The sequence below is a fragment of the bacterium genome (assembly GCA_035530055.1).
GTDB lineage: Bacteria > UBA6262 > WVXT01 > WVXT01 > WVXT01 > WVXT01.
This window is the reverse complement of the sequence record DATKVN010000014.1, coordinates 1-18,072: the sequence shown is the minus strand read 5'-3', so window position 1 is coordinate 18,072 and position 18,072 is coordinate 1. Positions and strand designations below refer to the sequence as shown.

Sequence of the window (18,072 nt, the reverse complement as noted above, 5' to 3'; positions counted from 1 at the left end):
AAACCTCCAAAAAAGATAAGCGATGTCATTGCGAGCGACTGAAAGGAGCGTGGCAATCTCCTGCCCAGTGATGAGATTGCTTCAGGACTTCGTCCTTCGCAATGACACTTTGTGTCATTTGAAATCGTGCCTACACAAAACCTCCCTTTCGGGAGGACTCCATCGCCGGATTTGACCCAGGATTCCAGCATTCAAGAGGGAAACTTCCCCAGAAGAGTTTTGCCCCCAACCACTCTATCTCCCTTTTTCACTTTAATCTCTACTTCTTGAGGGAGATAGACATCTGCCCGTGAGCCAAACCTTATCATTCCAATCCTCTGTCCGGCAACTAGATTGTCTCCTTCTTTGCACCAGCAACATATTCGGCGAGCAACCCTACCTGCTATCTGCCTTACCAAAATTCTCTGTATATTAGAATTGGGCTTGTTACTCTTTTGAATACCAATGAGGTTACTCTCGTTTCCCCCAGAAGCTTCTTCTGTATAAGCAGCCATAAACTTGCCAGGTTTATACTTAATCCATTCCACCTTTCCCTTTACTGGCGACCTTTGAACGTGAACGTTAAAGACGGACATAAAGATTCTGACCACCTTTACTCGAGAGTGCAAAAAATTTTCTTCTCCAACCTCAGAGATATCTATTACCTTCCCATCCGCAGGGGATAGGATTAAATCTTCTCCTTCGGGAACTTTCCTTTCCGGATCGCGAAAGAAAAAGAAAGTGAGTGCGGCCAAACCCAATAGAAAGAGGCTGCCAATTTTCCAGAAAAAGAAGAGAATCACAGCCAATATTAAAAGAGGTATAACAAATTTCCAACCGTCTTTAACAATCTTCATCTTCAATTCACTTCTTCTTCAGCCAGGGCATCATTCCCCGTAATTTTGCTCCCACAATTTCAAGGGGATGCTCCGTCCATTCTTTCCGTCTCTTGTTAAATACCGGACGACCTATTTGGTTCTCCAAGAGCCATTCCCGAGCGAACTCACCGGAACGAACTTCCCCCAGAATTTTCTTCATTTCTCGCCTGGTTTTTCCGGTAATAATCCTTTTACCCCGACTATATTCTCCATACTCTGCTGTATCTGAAATGGAATAATTCATCCAGCCAATGCCACCTTCCTGAATCATATCGATAATTAGTTTCATCTCGTGCAGGCACTCAAAATAGGCAATCTCAGGTTGATAACCAGCCTCCACCAGAGTTTCGAATCCAGCCTTGATTAACTCCACGAGCCCACCGCAGAGAACCACCTGCTCCCCAAAGAGGTCAGTCTCGGTCTCTTCAGCAAAAGTGGTCTCAATTACTCCAGCGCGAGTTCCCCCTATACCCTTAGAATAGGCTAATGCCAATTCCTTTGCCTTGCCAGAAGCGTCTTGATAAACTCCAATCAGGTTGGGAGTACCTCTTCCTTCCTGATACATCCTCCTGACCAGATGCCCGGGTCCTTTGGGAGCAACTAAGATTACATCAACATTCTCAGGGGGAATAATCTGGTAAAAGTGGATGTTAAAACCGTGAGAAAAACCCAGGACCGCTCCCTTTTTCAATTTATTAGCAACATCATTTTTATAGACTACGGACTGGACATCATCGGCAACGAGCATCTGAACCCAGTCAGCATTTTTTGTCGCTTCGCTGGCAGAAACTGGCTTCCAGCCATCTTTAACTGCCTTTTTCCAATTCTCAGTTCCTTCCAGTTCAGCCACCACCACATTTAACCCACTATCACGCAAATTCTGACTCTGGGCATGCCCCTGACTCCCATAGCCAATGATTGCAATCTTCTTTCCTTTCAAAAGCTTCAAATCCGCATCTTTATCATAGTATACCTTTGCCATAAAATCCTCCTCCCCAATTTGTAACGCGAAGCTTTGCTTCGCTACTCCTTACCTCTTAGCACCCCAAGGATGAAGGGATAGTTGCAGGAGCTTTAATTCCGCCAGGTTTTCTGTAGTGTAGCCCTTTATGGGCGTAATTCTTACGGGCATAAAGCCCTACACTACCGAGCGACTCCGATAACTATCTCTTCATCCTACCCTCTGCCCATTGCCACAATTCCTGTCCTGACTATCTCCTTTATCCCATAGGGCTTAAGCATATTAACCAGAGCAAGTATTTTCTCTTCATCACCTGTCATTTCTACAATTACAGAGTTAGAAGCAACGTCCACTATTTTTGCTCTGAAGATATCGACAATTTCCAGAACTTCTGACCGCTTCCCTTTTCCAGCATTTACCTTGATGAGAACTAAGTCTCTTTCCAGATGAGGTTGCTCTACGAAATCAATAACTTTTATTATATCTATGAGTTTATTCAGTTGCTTCATAACCTGTTCTAAAATTCTCTCATCCCCTTTAACTACTATCGTCATTCGAGATATATCATGTTGCTCGGTTTCCCCTACTGCCAAACTATCGATGTTAAATCCACGGGCGCTAAAAAGGCTCGATATTCGAGACAGGACTCCAGGCTTATTCTCTACTAAAACAGAAATCGTATGTCTCATTGATTCCTCCTCCTCTTTAATTCCCCCCTCACCCTTATCCTCTCCCCAAGGGGAGAGGGGATTCTATTCCATCTTACATATAACGCCCCGATAAATCGGGGCTACTCCAATGACTTTGGCTATGCCAGCCCACGGATTACTTCATCCAGCCTTGCACCTGCCGGTACCATAGGAAAGACATTTTCTTCCCTTTCCACTAAGAAATCCAAAATCACAGGTCCATCTACGGAAATTGCCTTCTTTAGGGCATTTTCTACTTCATCCTTTTCAGTTACTCTTATGCCAAAAGCTCCGTACGCCTCGGCAATTTTTACAAAATCTGGATTAGCTGTTAAGTCTGTGGCTGAATATCTTTTCTTATAGAATAGCTGCTGCCACTGTCTAACCATGCCCAGATATCCGTTGTTTAGAATGGCAACCTTAACTCCTACTTTATTATTGACAGCTGTTGCAATCTCCTGGATATTCATTTGAAAACTCCCATCCCCGGCTATATCAAAAACAATCTTTTCCGGCTTACCTAATTTGGCGCCGATGGCTGCTGGAAAACCATACCCCATTGTACCCAGCCCTCCGCTAGTAATAAAATGGCGAGGGTAGTTGTATTTATAGAACTGCTGGGCCCACATCTGGTTTTGCCCAACTTCTGTGGTGATGATTGCCTTACCTTTTGTTACTTCATAAATCTTCTCCACTACAAATTGAGGACGGAGTTTGTCATCCTTCTTATATGTCAATGGATTATCCTTTTTCCATTGAGAAATTTGTTTTTGCCATTTTTTCCTTTTCTCTATACTCTTAGTCCCCACTTTGCTAAGGAGTTTGTTCATCTCTTTCAAAACGTTCTTTGCGTCGCCCACAATGGGAACATCCACCTTCACATTTTTACTTATAGAAGTGGGATCGATGTCTATGTGAATTATCTTTGCCTTGGGAGCAAAAGCATCGATTCTTGCTGTAATCCTGTCGTCAAACCTTGCTCCAACAGCAATAATTAAGTCTGAATTCTGTATGGCATGATTTGCGAAATAAGTCCCGTGCATTCCTAACATACCCAAAAAGAGTTCAGAGTCTTGAGGAAAAGCACCCATTCCCATTAACGTGAGAGTTACAGGAATCCGGGTAATTTTAGCCATTTCCCTCAATTCTCCAGAAGCCCCTGAAATAATAACGCCGCCACCGGCATAGATAACCGGTCGCTCGGACTCTTTTATCAGCTCTACTGCTTTTTTTATCTGCTGAATGTGTCCTTCATATTTAGGCTTATAACTGCGAATCTTTGCTTCCCTGGGATAGATGAATTCACAGGAGGCTCTCTGGACATCTACGGGGAAGTCGATGAGCACAGGTCCAGGTCGTCCTGTGCGGGCAATATGGAACGCTTCTTTAATAGTAGAAGCAAGCTCCTTAACGTCTTTCACCAGATAGTTATACTTTGTTATTGAGCGGGTAACTCCAGTAGTATCCGCTTCTTGAAATGCATCATTACCCACCAGATGAGTAGCCACCTGGCCTGTAAATGCCACAACAGGAACTGAATCCATATTTGCTGTTGCCAAACCCGTGGTCAGATTGGTCGCTCCTGGACCAGAAGTAGCTATACAGACACCAACTTTGCCTGTCGCCCGGGCATATCCATCCGCCATATGGGCTGCTCCCTGCTCATGACGCGTAAGTATAAATTTGATTGGTGCCCCATACAGAACATCAAAAGTAGGGAGTAATGCTCCTCCAGGGATGCCAAACATTATTTCCGTTTTTTCTTTGATTAAACTCTCCACAAAAATCTGTGCACCAGTAAGCTTCACAGTATCTCCTCCTTCAATACCAGTTACAAAATATACACCATTTCATTCGGCAAAATCTTAAATTCCTCTGGGAACCCTCCCTTTCGGGAGGACTCCAAATAATTGGAGTAGCACCGCTTGCGGTGCGTTAGCGCGAAACAAGTTTCGCTACTCCAAAAGTCCTGGATTTCTTTCATAACTCATAATTCATAATTTTATTTGAGGATGGCTCCTGTATTTGCCGACTGGACTATTGGTGCATAACGACTCAGCCAGCCCTCTCTTATCTTGGGTGGAGGTGGTTTCCACTCTCCAACCTTCTCTTTCCATTTTGCCCTGCGTATCTCTATAATTTTACTTTCCAGACGGACATTCAACCTTCGGTTGGGAATGTCTATTTGAATAATATCACCATCACTTAACAGAGCAATTGGTCCACCAACTGCTGCTTCGGGAGAAATGTGTCCAATGCAGAGTCCCCTTGTTCCACCTGAAAATCGACCGTCTGTCAATAAGGCAACTTCCTTATCCATTCCCATACCCACAAGAGCTGCGGTTGGCGAGAGCATTTCTCTCATTCCCGGCCCACCCCTCGGGCCCTCGTAACGAATCACGATGACTTCCCCTTTCTTGATCTTTTTACCTAAAATCGCCTTCATTGCCAGTTCTTCAGAATTGAAAACTCTCGCCTTTCCGGAAAATTTCATCATTTTGGATTGAACTGCAGATTGCTTTACAACACAACCCTCGGGAGCTAAGTTACCGAAGAGAATGGCAATACCTCCTTCTTTCTGGTAAGGATTTCTCTGTGAGCGGATTATTTTATTATTACAGACCGTAGCTTGAGAGGCAATCTCTTTTATATTCACTCCAGAGACAGTGGGATTATCTTTCAACTTATTTTTCAAAACAGACAATATTCCCGGTACTCCTCCAGCATATTCTAAATCTTCCATAAAATATTCTCCACCAGGCCTGATATTAGTTACCTGGGGCGTAACTTTACTAATATCATCAAATGTCTTAAGGGGCAAATCTTCTCTTGCTTCTCTGGCAACTGCAAGAAGATGTAACACAGTGTTGGTCGAGCCACCCAGAGCCATATCCACTACAATAGCGTTACGAAAGGCAGCAGAAGTCATAATCTTTCGAGAAGAAACATTCTGTTTTACAAGACCCACCACTCTTTCTCCAGAAAGGTAAGCAATCCGCCTCTTTTTGGACGAACCTGCCAGCGAGGTGGCGCAACCAACAAGCGACATGCCCATCGCTTCAGTCAAACAGGCCATGGTATTAGCAGTATATAGTCCCTGGCAAGCTCCTTCACCAGGGCAGGCAGAAAGTGCCAGATTCTCCAGCTCTTCCTCTTTCATCTTACCAGCCTGGTATCTCCCTACAGCTTCGAATGTGTCCCGCACCAGGGAAAGGCGTTTTCCCTTATACATTCCAGAAACCATAGGTCCTGCTGTGACCACAATAGAGGGAATATCAAGCCTGGCAGCAGCCATTAACATTCCTGGAGTAATCTTATCACAGTTTGTCAACAGGACCAAACCATCCAGTTGATGTGCCTGGGTTACACTTTCCACTACATCAGCAATCAATTCTCGCGAAGGTAAGGAATAGTGCATCCCTACGTGTCCCATTGCAATTCCATCACAAATTGCGGGAACGCCAAATAGGAAAGGGACTCCGCCTCCTGCACGCACGCCTTGACCAATAGCCCTCTCCAAAAGGCGCATTCCTATGTGGCCGGGAACTAACTCAGTAAAACTTGTGGCAATACCTATAAATGGCTTGTTAAGGTCCTCGGGACATAAACCTACTGCGTAGAGTAATGCACGATTAGGAGTTCTTTCAACACCTTTTTTTACCTTATCGCTTCGCATATTCACCTCCCCTTACACCCGAATATAAGGATTAAGAAAAAGCACCTGTCACTTTTACCTGTCACTTTTTTATTCTTCTTTCAATAATTTATACTCTATGCTGTCAACCAGTGCTTGCCAGCTGGCTTCAATAATATTTTCTGAAACTCCCACTGTCCCCCACTCATCTTTTTCATCTCTCGATTCAATCAAAACTCGCACTTTGGCTGCTGTCCCCTCAGTGGCATCAATTACTCTAACCTTGAAATCTGTGAGGCTCATCGACTTTAACTCTGGATAAAATCTTTCCAGAGCCTTCCTCAGGGCATTATCTAGGGCACTAACCGGTCCATCACCTTCGCTGGCGGTGTGTTCTTCCTTTCCTCCCACTATAACTTTTATAGTTGCTTCCGATCTTAATTTTCCCTTCTCGTCCTTTTCTACAATTACCCGAAACCCTTCAAGATTAAAAAAAGTCCTGTGTTTGCCAATTGTCTTCTTCATTAGAAGCTCAAAAGACCCGTCTGCACCTTCGAATTGGTAACCCTGACTCTCCATTTGTTTAACTCTCTGGAGGAGCTCCTTTACTTCCTTGCTCTTCTGGCGAAAGTCGATGTTGAACTCCTTTGCTTTGGACAGCATACTAGACCTTCCCGAGAGTTCTGAAACAAGAATTCTACGTCGATTGCCTACTTTTTCAGGAGACACGTGTTCGTAGGTCTTTGTATGTTTGGCGATGGCACTGACGTGGATTCCTGCTTTATGGGCAAATGCGGAATTCCCTACATATGGTTGGTTGTCCCGGGGAATCATATTTGCTATTTCACTTACATATCGGGAAATTTCAGTCAAGCTCTCCAATTTCTTATCGGAGATGCAATCGATTCCTAGCTTCAACTTTAAATTGGGAATAATCGAACAGAGGTTCGCATTGCCACATCTCTCACCATAGCCATTGATTGTTCCCTGGACTAAAACGCAACCAGCCTTAACGGCAATGACCGAATTAGCCACAGCCATTTCTGAATCGTTGTGAGTATGAATTCCTAAAGGAATCTTTATCTCTTTCTTTATTTCTTTAACTATACTTTCCACCTGATGGGGCATCATCCCTCCATTGGTGTCACAGAGAGTAATGTTGTTTGCCCCAGCCTTAGCCGCTTGCCTTAATGTGTCCATTGCATAGAAATGGTCATCAATATACCCGTCGAAGAAATGTTCCGCGTCGTAGATGACCTCCATCCCTTTCGCTTTCAGATATTTCACCGAGTCGAAAATCATCTTCAGGTTCTCACCCAGAGTGGTGCCCAGAGCATACTTCACATGGAGTCCCCAGCTCTTGCCAAAAATACACGCTGCTTGCGGTTTCAGCTTCACAATCCCATTAAGATTAGGGTCTCTGGATACTCCTTTTCCCTTATAGCGTGTACTGCCAAAAGCCACTATCTTTGCATTCCTCAAACGGAGATTCTTCGCTTTCTTAAAGAAAAGGATATCCTTGGGATTGGAACCAGGCCATCCACCTTCAATATAATGGATACCCAAATCATCCAGCTTCTTTGCTATCTTCAATTTGTCTTCTACAGAGAAGGAAATCCCCTCGCTCTGTGTTCCATCTCTTAAGGTAGTATCGTATATCAATACCTTTTTCATCTCTACCCCTTCTGATCTAAGCTTCGCAATTATGACGCGGAGCTATCGCTCCGCTACTCCTTAATCTTTTAGGAATCTCTTTATCTTTTTCCTTTTTTTCGGGGAGTTTTCGCCAAAGCGAATTTTCTATGAATAGCCCTCACTGCTTTTTCTGTATCTTTTTCTTTAATTACGCAAGAAATCTTTATTTCCGAAGTAGAAATCATTTCAATATTTACGTCCTCTTCTGCAAGGGCAGAGAACATCTTAGAAGCTACCCCCGAATGGGTTTTCATTCCCACCCCCACAATAGACACCTTGGCTACTCCCTCGTCATAGACGAGCCCCTTAGCACTTATTTCTTGCTTGACTTTCCCCATTATATCTAAAGTTTTCTTCAGGGCTCCTCTGGTAACTGTAAAGGAGATATCGTTTACCCCTCCTTGAGCAGAACTTTGAATAATCATATCCACATTTACCTTGCCTGCTCCCAGTGCACCAAAAATCTTGGCGGCAATTCCCGGCCGGTCAGGCACATCAGTAATCGCCACTTTCACCAGATCCTTATCGTAAGCTACCCCGCTTACCACTACCCCTTCCATCTTGGAAACTTCCTTGGTAATCACAGTCCCCTCCTCATCGTTGAAGCTAGACCTGACATGAATATCCACACCAAATCTGTTAGCTACCTGGATAGACCTCGGGACCATCACCTGCGCCCCAAGGCTGGCTAATTCCAGCATCTCATCATAAGAAATTCTATCAATCTTTCTCGCATCAGGAACAATCCTGGGATCTGCAGTATAGACGCCGGCAACGTCAGTATAAACTTCGCATTGGTCTGCTTTTAACACTGAAGCTAAAGCTACGGCTGTCAAATCGGACCCACCCTTTCCCAGAGTGGTAATATCCTTCTTGGCGGTTATTCCTTGAAAACCAGCAATAATAACAATTCTATCCTTACTCAGTTCCTTTTCAATCTTTTTCGTATCTATCTTTCTGATCTTCGCATTAGTAAATGTCTCATCAGTAACAATCCCTCCCTGTCCTCCGGTCAAAGATACTGCCTCCTCCCCAAGAGCATGGATTGCCATAGCCAAAAGAGCGATGGACATCTGTTCGCCGGTAGCCAACAGCATATCCATTTCCCTATCGGTAGGAGAAGGAGTAATCTGTCGAGCTGTTTCGGTTAATTTGGCAGTTGTATCGCCAGGCGCAGAAACAACAATGACTACTTTATTTCCTCTCTTCTTTGTCTCAATTATGCGTCTGGCAACTTTCTTTATTCTTTCCGGTCCAGCAATAGATGTTCCACCATACTTTTGTACAATGAGTGCCATTCTCTCTCCAGAAACAAGATAACCCCTTCGGGGTTACTTCCATAGGGGCTTCGCCCCTCTGGCGCTCCAAAATGTTCCTATTCGTCGCATTTTTCCGCTGTCACCCCTTGAGGGAAACCAGATTGTTTCCCTCAAACTCCCTAATCCGCATCCCGATTGTTATCGGGATACTCAGAGCTTAAACTATTTTTGTTCCCTGTTTATCTATACCCAGAACTAAATATCTACTCTCTACTTTATGTTTGGCAAACGCTTTCCGCATAGCTTTTCCGACCTTTTCCGCGCACGAAGGCGGAGAAGATGCGGTAAACGCAAGTATACTCGGTCCTGCTCCACTCAGGCTCACGCCCAAAGCTCCTGCTCTCAGTGCTTCTTCGAAGACTACCTCCATTCCCTTAACCAGCCTCCTCCTATACGGTTGATGCAGCCTGTCTTCCATTGCCATTCCCAAAAGCTCATACCTTTTCCTAATTAGAGCAGCCAGAAGCATGGCTACTCGAGAAGAGGTAAATACTGCCTGTTCGAATTTTACAGTCCTGGGTAATATTTTCCTTGCTCGGCTCGTCATTATCTGGAAATTGGGAATGCAAACCACGCAGGAGAGATTCCCGGGAGGATCTAATTTTACAATCTCTATTTTCTTGCCTTTTCTTCCTTTGGGAGAAGAGATACACGAGACTGTTAATCCTCCCACCATTGCTGCAGATACGTTATCTGCATGACCTTCTATTTCCGCTGCTAAGTTCAAGAGCTCTTCTCTGCTCAATCTCCCTCCACAGAGTCTATTTGCACTTGCCAATCCTCCAATCCTTGCTGCCGCGCTACTGCCCAGCCCGCTGGCAAGAGGTATTCTGTTTACAAGTTTAATGTGTAAAGTCCTGGGAGCGAAGTGAAACCTGTCGAATACGAGCTTGGCTGCTCGATACACAATGTTTCTTCTGTCTCTGGGTAAGTTATCTTCCCCTTCGCCCACAATGTCAATCTGTAATTTTTTTTCGCTTTTCCCGGACCCTACTTCCATCTCTACAGTATTGTAAAGTCGAAGCGCCAACGCCAGGACATCGAAGCCCGGCCCTAAATTGGCGGTGGTAGCCGGGACTCTGACTTTTACTCTTTTCATACCCATTTAATATACCGGCATTCACAATCTCATCAGGTTTACTACTGACTTTAAATCGGCTTTGACTACTTTTACTTTTCGGGCAACCTTAATTGCTCTATCAGGATCTTTAAGGCTATGATTTGACTTAATGCGTGGAAACCACATCTCCTACACTTATCATCCTGATATATTTTCGTTTGCCGCGAGCTACACAGGAAAGTCCCGATGTAACCTTTTTTACCTTTAAAATGGCTTTCTTCTGTTTAGGCACTGTTACAAGGCCAGTTTTGGGATCTTTAAGAGGTGCTAATTCTTCCCATATTATTAGTTTATCTCCAGGCTTAATGCCATATGCAGAACCAAGGTTAATAACAACATCTTTTTTTGAAAGGATCTGTAAAATCTGGCCGGTTTGAGGAAATTTATCTCTTAAATCAATCTTGAATTTTTCTGTAGCCTGTTCCATTGCTCGTGAAAGAATAAGAGAATTCTCCCTTTTAAGCCCTCTAAAGGTACTTGCTAATTCGATAATAATTTCAGCCTTAGTTGCATAATCTAAAGCTTTATAGAATTGTTTCTCATCCTCATAATACCTCGTTCCTTCTTTCCTTGACATTGCGCCTACTTTTTTATCTGCATAACGTACAATGCCGCTTCCTACATCAACGATCTTAATATTCAATTCACATATTCCCTTTAGCTCTCTCCATATAGACCCACTAAACTTTTCTTCCTCCTTTTTACTTTTATAATGCTCCTGCTCTTTACTTTTGTAATCCTCCTCCTCCTTCTCCTTCTCTTTTCTTTTGTAATCCTCCTTCTCTTTACTTTTGTAATGCTTTATTGAATGCTTTATTTCGGGTTTATTAAAAAAGGCCATGGCCCTGCCAAATAATAAATAATCAGCGCCTAAAAGCTTTCCTAATTCAGTATATCTTTCCACATCATCTCTCTCAGCGAACTTTCTCTCATCCATGACCTTCAATATTTTTTCCCGCTCAACCAGATTGAAATGACCGGCAAGTACATTCTCCAGCCCTGAAAATGCTGACTCGCTTATACCCTTAACAGGCGAACCTTTTTCAGAAATCTCAATGATGGCTACCGTCTTCTTAAATCTCTGGACAGCATCTAACTCTTCCTCGGTTGGTATTACTATTAGGGATGGCGCACATCCCCATAATAAGGCTGACACAACTAGACAACAAACAAGCTTTAATATTTTCACAATTATCCTCCATTTTTTTTATTCCTTCTTTTTAAGCGATTTGAACAAGTCTAAAAATTGGCTCTTCTGTTTTGCTTTGATTTCTTGTTTTGCAGCCGCACTTGGTATATTGGGGCCGATTTTATTCTTGATGGCATCTTTGATTTTATCAGCAAACTTTTTGGTGACTTCCACGTTGTTAAAAATATTGCCGGTTTCTTTGACTTGGCAGGTGTCTTCAGCAAAATAGTGGGATGAAACCGTGGCTGTATAAACAAGCGCTATCATTTTACCTGTCTTTTTTGTTTTTTTGCTATACCCAACAGTCTCCTTGATATTAGCGTAGGAAAAGACCGAGACATCTGCTGCAACCTCTGGCTTGTCTTTGGACATCGAACGCCGCTGGCTCGTTTGTTTAGCCGCTTTATTCACTATCTTTTGGTCGACAAGCCTTATAATGGGATCATTCTCAAACTCTTTTCGGAATTGTGGGAACAATCTCTCTTTGGTATTCTCTTTGAGCTTCTCGGCGACATCGGTTTCGAAAAGGGCAACGATGATTGGGTCAGTTGGTTTTCTCTTCTCGGCTTTCCTTAGCTCCTCGATATAGGCAGCTCTTTGTTTCTCTTCTTCTTCCGTCCGTTTCGCAGTTTCTGGATCTGAATAAGTCGTAACTTTTTTGCCATCTACAACCCGCGTGGTCTTAACCATCCCGCCACAGCCCGACAAAATCGCAAATGTTAATGCAAATAAGCCCAAGAATACAATCTTTTTTTTGTCAAGCAATATGTCCTCCTTTGAAAATTAGGATCAGTATTCACAATCTCATCAGGTTTACTACTGATTTCAAATCGGCTTTGACTACTCTTACTTTTCGGGCAACTTTAATCGCCCTATCAGGATCTTTAAGGCCATGTCCTGTCAGAATACAGACTATAGTAGAAGGTCGGGAAAAGTATCCCTGGCGAACGTATTTTACAAGCCCGGCCACGCCGGCAGCAGAAGCAGGTTCGACAAAAAGTCCTTCCACAGAACTTAACATTTTATATGCTTCAATAATCTCTTTATCAGTTACAGTATCAATCACACCTTTGGATTCGTCGCGAGCCTCTTCGGCTCTCTTCCAGGAAGCAGGATTCCCGATTCTAATTGCTGTGGCAATAGTTCTTGGCTTTTTTATGGGATATCCGCGCACAATCGGCGCTGCTCCTTCCGCCTGAAATCCCATCATCCTGGGCAACTTCAGTTTACGCTTTGCCAGAAAAATCTTTCTGTATTCCTTGTACCCTTTCCAGTAAGCAGTGATATTGCCCGCATTGCCTACGGGAATAAAGTGATAATCAGGTGCATCTCCCAGTGAATCAACAATTTCAAAAGCTGCTGTTTTCTGACCTTCAATCCTGTTGGGGTTAATTGAATTGACCAGGACAACCGGATACTTAACGCTGATTTCTCTGGCTAAATTCAAAGCATGGTCGAAGTTACCCTTAATTGCAATCACCTCTGCTCCATGAATCAGTGCCTGGGAAAGCTTCCCTAAAGCCACTGCTCCCTCGGGAATCAGAACTACACATTTCAGCTTCGCCTTTGCTGCATAAGCTGCTGCTGAAGCCGAAGTATTCCCCGTAGAGGCACAGATAACTGCACTGGCTCCTTCTTCCACAGCCTTGGACATAGCCACAGTCATCCCCCGGTCCTTAAACGAGCCGGTAGGATTTAGGCCCTCATATTTCAAATAGATCTTAGAGTCGACTCCCAGACTGACTCTCAGGTTTTCCGCTTCAATTAACGGTGTATCTCCCTCCAGGAGAGTTACAATGGGAGTCTTCTCAGTAACCGGTAGATAATTCTTATATCTTCTAATTACACCCTGATATACCACTCAACCATCCTTGGAGTGTCAAACGAAAGTTTGACAGGGTAAAGCTCTCGCTTTACACTCCATTATATGAGGTGAAGCACATAGGTTCCTAACAAAGCTTACGCTTCTTCTATTCTAATAAATCTGCTCTTTTCCCTGACAATCTTAAGGCCGTTTATCTCTCTCAACGCTTTCCTGATGGCTCCCTCTCTTGCCTTGTGAGTTACCATTATGATGGGAACTTCTCTTGAGGAAGCGCTCTCCTTCTGGAAGACAGAGGCGATGGAGACTCCATTTTTCCCCAGGATGCCCGATATCTTGGAGAGAACACCCGGGAGGTCAACAACGGTAAACCTTATATAATACTTCGTTTCTATTTTGTTAATATCGAGTAGATTAAGCTTCTTCTTTGGGTCACACAATACATAGGGCACACGACCGGCTATATTGTGATAAACATTCCTGGAAAGATAAATAATGTCGCTAACCACAGCAGAAGCCGCGGGCATCTGACCAGCGCCTTTCCCGTAAAACATCGTCTCCCCCACAGCATCTCCGGTAATATAGACGGCATTATATTCTTCATCTACTGAAGTCAGAAGATGCTCCTGGGAAATGAAGGTGGGATGCACGCGCACATCTATCCCTCTATTGGTCACTTTTAGAATTGCTAAGAGTTTAAGAATATAGCCAAATTCAATCTTACCATATCTTATATCTTCCTGAACAATTTGCGTGATTCCTTCACAGTAGACATCTTTCAAGTTAACCTGGGCGCCAAAGGCAATCGACCCCAAAATAGCAAGTTTGTGCAGAGTATCTATGCCCTCCAGGTCTATAGAAGGATCTGCTTCAGCAAAACCTGCTCTCTTTGCCTGAGCTAAAGCACTTTTAAAGGTGAGTTCTTCCTTAGACATCTTAGTTAAAATATAGTTAGTTGTCCCATTAAGGATACCCAGAATTACCTTAATCTTATTAGCCGATAGTCCTTCGTTCAATGCCTGAATTACAGGAATTCCCGCACCTACACTCGCTTCAAAATAGACCAATACTCTATGTTTTCGGGCTTCCGAAAATACCTCTGCCCAGTCCCTGGCCAAGAGTGCCTTGTTGGCTGTAACCACATGTTTTCCTTTCTCGAGGGAAGCAAGTAGTATCTTTCTTGCTGGTTCATATCCTCCAATTAGTTCTACGATAATATCTATCTCTGGATTGTTCAGGATTTGGTTAAAATCTTTAGTTATAATACCATTTCTAATTTTCATCCGCTGGGCCAACCTAAGCCGAGCTGGGTCTTTATCGCAGATAGCTCTTATAGAGACTTCTGTTCCCACCTTCTGTTTAATAATTAGACTATTCCTTTGCAAAAGCTCGATTACACCTGCACCTACCGTGCCTAATCCTATAAGCCCTAAATTAACTCTCCTCTTCATAAACTATCCCTACCTTCTAACATCCTAAAATCTGAAAGATAGTTTGCGAAGACTTTAGGAATTTTAGCCAAAAAATGAGGACGACCTTTCTCTTTGAAGCAAATCACTGTTTGACGAGCGAAGCGAGGAGTTTTGATTTGCGCTTTGCAGAGTCCGAAGTTTTTTGGCGTCAAAAAATTCCTCAAGCACGAGCAAACTATTTTTCGAATCCCTAACCGAGCGACTCCGATAACTATCCCTTCATCCTACCACCACCCGTTCGCGGTGGACCTTCCTTCAAAAACTTCTTCAGTCGTAATAAAGCATCGTGAAATCTATTATAGTGTGTAACCAATGCCATACGCACAAAGCCTTCCCCATAACTACCAAAGCCAATCCCAGGAGCGACCGCTATCCCTGTTCTTTCTATTAACAGTTTAGCAAATTGGAGAGAAGACATACCTTCAAATTTCTCTGGCAACTTGGCCCAGAGGTACATAGTGGCTTTCGGTTTTTCTACTTTCCAACCGATTCTATTCAGACCATCCACAAACTTGTCCCGCCTTCTTTTATACTCAACCACAGAATCCTGTACGCATTTCTGAGAAGCACTCAAAGCCAAAACGCCTGCCAGTTGAATGGCAGTAAATACTCCAAAATCGAGATAACTCTTCAATCTTTCCAGAGATCTCAAGAGTTCTCTATTACCCGCGCAGAATCCCAGCCTCCACCCAGCCATATTGTAAGTCTTAGAAAAGGAGTGAAACTCCAATCCCACATCTTTTGCTCCAGGTGTTTGAAGGAAGGAGGGAGGCTTAAATCCATCAAATGTTATTTCCGAGTAGGCAAAGTCATGGCAGACAATGATGTCATACTTCTTGGCAAAAGCCACCACCTCTTTGAAAAAAGAGATATCCTCCACTACCGCTGTGGTAGGGTTGTTGGGATAGCTTAGAAACATCAGCTTTGCCTGCTTGGCAACCTTTGATGGAATCTTTTCCAGCTCTGGCAAATAATTTTTTTCAGGAAGAATGGGTATATCATAGACTCCTCCACCAGCTAAAATCACCCCATTGCGGTGGATGGGATATGCCGGATTGGGCACCAAGGCGAGGTCACCAGGATTAAGATAAGCCATACACATATGCCCAATTCCCTCTTTTGAACCAATCAGAGCCAGAACTTCGCTTTCCGGGTCTAATTTGACCTTGAACTTTTTCCAATACCAATCGGCAACCGTTTTTCTAAACTTGGGCATCCCTTTGGCCTGTGGATAACGATGGGTACGTGGATGGTTTTTTATTGTCTCACAAAGCCTCTTTACGATATGGGATGGGGTAGCCATATCAGGGTTACCCATACCCAAATCGATAACATCCAGCTTCTTAGCGTAAGCCTCCTGTTTAAGGGCATTTATTACACCAAAAAGATACGGAGGTAATTTGTTCAGTTTTTCAGCACAGCGCATAGAAAAATACCACTAATACAAGATAATCCCTTCGGGGTTACTTCCATAGGGGCTTTGCCCCTCTGGCGCTCCAAAATGTCCACCGGACATTTACTTCTCTGTCCTCCGGGGCGCTCACTGTCTCGCGCCCGCGCCTTTCCCTCGCTTCGCTCGGTCATCCCGATTGTTATCGGGATGCTTCAAACTTTATCCATCTCCATTTTCAGACATCCCCACCAATGTCTTTCTTCCCGCCGTAAATTACGGCGCACGCCTTTAAACCCCGCCCATCCCTGATGGGCGAGGGTAAACCTCGTTAGGAATTTTGCTATACCTCTTTGCGTAGGCCCCATTAGAAATAGAATTTCTAACGGGGCCAAACCTTTTTTCCTACACTATCTCCATTGAAGGACAGGACCTTCTAACAGGCTAAAAAACAGAGTGATGTTTCCGCCTTACGATTTCAGTGTTTTCTTCAAGCTGAGACTGGGTTTAAATAATACCCTCTTGCCAGCAGCGATTTGGATACTCTCCCCAGTCTTTGGATTTCTTCCTGTCCTCGGCTTGGTCGACTTCACTTTGAATGTGCCTAAACCAGCAATAATTACTCGGCCTTCAGATTTCAAAGAGTCCACAATGTTCGTTACCACAGCCTTTATAGCCCTTCCAGCCGCAGCCTTCTTAATCTTTCCTACCTTTGCCACCCTCTCTATTAGCTGAACTTGATTCACCCTTACTCACCTCCTCTCCACTTGTCCCGCCACTGTAGTGCTCGGCCCAATTACTTTCTTCACCACTCATACAGCGGAATACTATTTAGAGTAGCAACTCCTAAATAGCCTAGATAACTGCAGTGGCACGGACCAATTAATATTTACTTATTTATTAGATTAACTCGTTTTTTATACCATATTTTATATAGACTGTCAAGAATATTATCCAGAACCTTAATTAATCAAAAGAAATAAGCCAATCTACCTGGCATATTCCAGGACTAAAACTGTCTGTTCAGAAGGCAGGGATTCTTTGTTTCCTTGCCATTCCGCTCTTTTTTCTACTTTCGTAAACCCTTTCAGGAATTCCTCACAGGAATCGATACCAATACTGCAAGCTTCTGTTCTATAATGCATAGGAATAATCAATCTGGGATTCAATTGCTGGGAAACTTCTCGCGCCTCCCGACCATCTATCGTAAAAGTGCCTCCCACAGGAATAAACAGAACATCCACTTCTCCTATCTCTTTCTGTTGGTCATTACTTAAGAGGTGCCCCAGGTCTCCCAGATGGCAGAATCTCACCCCATCAATAGCAAAAACGAAAATAGTGTTGGTCCCTCGCTGAGCGCCTTTGTTTTTATCGTGGAAACTTTTGATGCCTTTAAAGATTATCCCCTTAACCTTCTTCTCGCCCACATCTTTCACCACCTCAGGGTCACCCTGAAGCAAGTCCACCGCATTATGGTCAAAATGGCTATGACTCACAGTAACCACATCTGGCTTCTCTTTAGGAATGCTGTATCCTACAGACTCATCAAAGGGATCGGTAATGACCTTTGTTCCATCCTCTGCTTCTACCAAAAAGCTGGCATGCCCGAACCATTTAATTCTCATAATCCCCTCCTTTTTCATCTGTAATTTTGCCGAGAGCAAAAAACCAAATCCAATGACTACAGCACCCAGTAGCAAAAACAAAATTTTTCTTCTCATCCTCCACCTCCCAGCCATTCCAAAATATCAACGAAAATCTCTGGAAGCCCCCGATTTATCGGGGTTACCTTTATGAACCCTCCCTTTCGGGAGGACTCCAAAAGATTCTGGAATCCTTGCGAAAGCAAGGTTACCTTTATGAACCCTCCCTTTCGGGAGGACTCCAAAAGATTCTGGAATCCTTGCGAAAGCAAGGTTACCTT

Annotated in this window: 16 protein-coding genes; all 16 read right to left on the bottom strand. The window is 43.7% G+C overall.

All coding sequences use genetic code 11. The features are described from left to right. Positions 1-191 precede the first annotated feature (191 nt). Positions 192-836, bottom strand: a complete 645-nt coding sequence (locus VMW39_01690; protein HUW22731.1) for a phosphatidylserine decarboxylase family protein — start codon at positions 834-836, stop codon at positions 192-194. A 7-nt stretch (positions 837-843) separates the two neighbouring features. Then, positions 844-1,839 (bottom strand): ketol-acid reductoisomerase, encoded by a 996-nt coding sequence (gene ilvC, locus VMW39_01685; GenBank protein ID HUW22730.1) that lies wholly within the window; start codon positions 1,837-1,839, stop codon positions 844-846. A 194-nt stretch (positions 1,840-2,033) separates the two neighbouring features. Further along, on the bottom strand, positions 2,034-2,507 hold the full coding sequence (ilvN, locus tag VMW39_01680; protein HUW22729.1) for an acetolactate synthase small subunit: 474 nt from the start codon (positions 2,505-2,507) through the stop codon (positions 2,034-2,036). Positions 2,508-2,626: 119 nt separating this feature from the next. Beyond that, positions 2,627-4,315, bottom strand: coding sequence for a biosynthetic-type acetolactate synthase large subunit (ilvB, locus tag VMW39_01675; GenBank protein ID HUW22728.1), 1,689 nt, complete (start codon positions 4,313-4,315; stop codon positions 2,627-2,629). A 194-nt stretch (positions 4,316-4,509) separates the two neighbouring features. Beyond that, the gene (ilvD, locus tag VMW39_01670) at positions 4,510-6,183 is read right to left on the bottom strand and encodes a dihydroxy-acid dehydratase (protein HUW22727.1); all 1,674 of its coding nucleotides are present in this window, start codon (positions 6,181-6,183) and stop codon (positions 4,510-4,512) included. A gap of 69 nt (positions 6,184-6,252) precedes the next feature. Beyond that, entirely contained in the window at positions 6,253-7,815 is a 1,563-nt protein-coding gene (gene cimA, locus VMW39_01665; protein HUW22726.1) for a citramalate synthase, read from the bottom strand. Between the two features lie 80 nt (positions 7,816-7,895). Next, on the bottom strand, positions 7,896-9,134 hold the full coding sequence (locus tag VMW39_01660) for an aspartate kinase (GenBank protein HUW22725.1): 1,239 nt from the start codon (positions 9,132-9,134) through the stop codon (positions 7,896-7,898). A 178-nt stretch (positions 9,135-9,312) separates the two neighbouring features. Next, positions 9,313-10,260: a homoserine kinase gene (gene thrB / locus VMW39_01655; protein ID HUW22724.1), complete on the bottom strand. Its 948-nt coding sequence runs from the start codon at positions 10,258-10,260 to the stop codon at positions 9,313-9,315. Positions 10,261-10,381: 121 nt separating this feature from the next. Continuing rightward, complete coding sequence (locus VMW39_01650) at positions 10,382-11,464, bottom strand: CsgG/HfaB family protein (GenBank protein HUW22723.1); 1,083 nt, start codon at positions 11,462-11,464, stop codon at positions 10,382-10,384. A gap of 18 nt (positions 11,465-11,482) precedes the next feature. Continuing rightward, positions 11,483-12,229 (bottom strand): hypothetical protein, encoded by a 747-nt coding sequence (locus VMW39_01645; protein ID HUW22722.1) that lies wholly within the window; start codon positions 12,227-12,229, stop codon positions 11,483-11,485. Positions 12,230-12,260: 31 nt separating this feature from the next. Beyond that, on the bottom strand, positions 12,261-13,325 hold the full coding sequence (thrC, locus tag VMW39_01640) for a threonine synthase (protein ID HUW22721.1): 1,065 nt from the start codon (positions 13,323-13,325) through the stop codon (positions 12,261-12,263). Positions 13,326-13,423: 98 nt separating this feature from the next. Continuing rightward, entirely contained in the window at positions 13,424-14,737 is a 1,314-nt protein-coding gene (locus VMW39_01635; protein ID HUW22720.1) for a homoserine dehydrogenase, read from the bottom strand. A 232-nt stretch (positions 14,738-14,969) separates the two neighbouring features. Then, complete coding sequence (locus VMW39_01630; GenBank protein ID HUW22719.1) at positions 14,970-16,184, bottom strand: LL-diaminopimelate aminotransferase; 1,215 nt, start codon at positions 16,182-16,184, stop codon at positions 14,970-14,972. A gap of 434 nt (positions 16,185-16,618) precedes the next feature. After that, entirely contained in the window at positions 16,619-16,894 is a 276-nt protein-coding gene (locus tag VMW39_01625; GenBank protein ID HUW22718.1) for an HU family DNA-binding protein, read from the bottom strand. A gap of 243 nt (positions 16,895-17,137) precedes the next feature. After that, positions 17,138-17,869, bottom strand: a complete 732-nt coding sequence (locus tag VMW39_01620) for an MBL fold metallo-hydrolase (protein HUW22717.1) — start codon at positions 17,867-17,869, stop codon at positions 17,138-17,140. Then, positions 17,866-18,072: hypothetical protein (locus VMW39_01615; protein ID HUW22716.1), on the bottom strand; the 207-nt coding region annotated here is incomplete at its 5' end. The genes VMW39_01620 and VMW39_01615, both read right to left, overlap by 4 nt.

What these genes read in the sequence shown, in the direction of transcription:
- VMW39_01690 (HUW22731.1), bottom strand. Translation starts at nt 836, where the DNA reads ATGAAGATTGTTAAAGACGGTTGGAAATTTGTTATACCTCTTTTAATA.
- ilvC (HUW22730.1), bottom strand. Translation starts at nt 1,839, where the DNA reads ATGGCAAAGGTATACTATGATAAAGATGCGGATTTGAAGCTTTTGAAA.
- ilvN (HUW22729.1), bottom strand. Translation starts at nt 2,507, where the DNA reads ATGAGACATACGATTTCTGTTTTAGTAGAGAATAAGCCTGGAGTCCTG.
- ilvD (HUW22727.1), bottom strand. Translation starts at nt 6,183, where the DNA reads ATGCGAAGCGATAAGGTAAAAAAAGGTGTTGAAAGAACTCCTAATCGT.
- cimA (HUW22726.1), bottom strand. Translation starts at nt 7,815, where the DNA reads ATGAAAAAGGTATTGATATACGATACTACCTTAAGAGATGGAACACAG.
- VMW39_01660 (HUW22725.1), bottom strand. Translation starts at nt 9,134, where the DNA reads ATGGCACTCATTGTACAAAAGTATGGTGGAACATCTATTGCTGGACCG.
- thrB (HUW22724.1), bottom strand. Translation starts at nt 10,260, where the DNA reads ATGGGTATGAAAAGAGTAAAAGTCAGAGTCCCGGCTACCACCGCCAAT.
- VMW39_01635 (HUW22720.1), bottom strand. Translation starts at nt 14,737, where the DNA reads ATGAAGAGGAGAGTTAATTTAGGGCTTATAGGATTAGGCACGGTAGGT.
- VMW39_01630 (HUW22719.1), bottom strand. Translation starts at nt 16,184, where the DNA reads ATGCGCTGTGCTGAAAAACTGAACAAATTACCTCCGTATCTTTTTGGT.
- VMW39_01620 (HUW22717.1), bottom strand. Translation starts at nt 17,869, where the DNA reads ATGAGAAGAAAAATTTTGTTTTTGCTACTGGGTGCTGTAGTCATTGGA.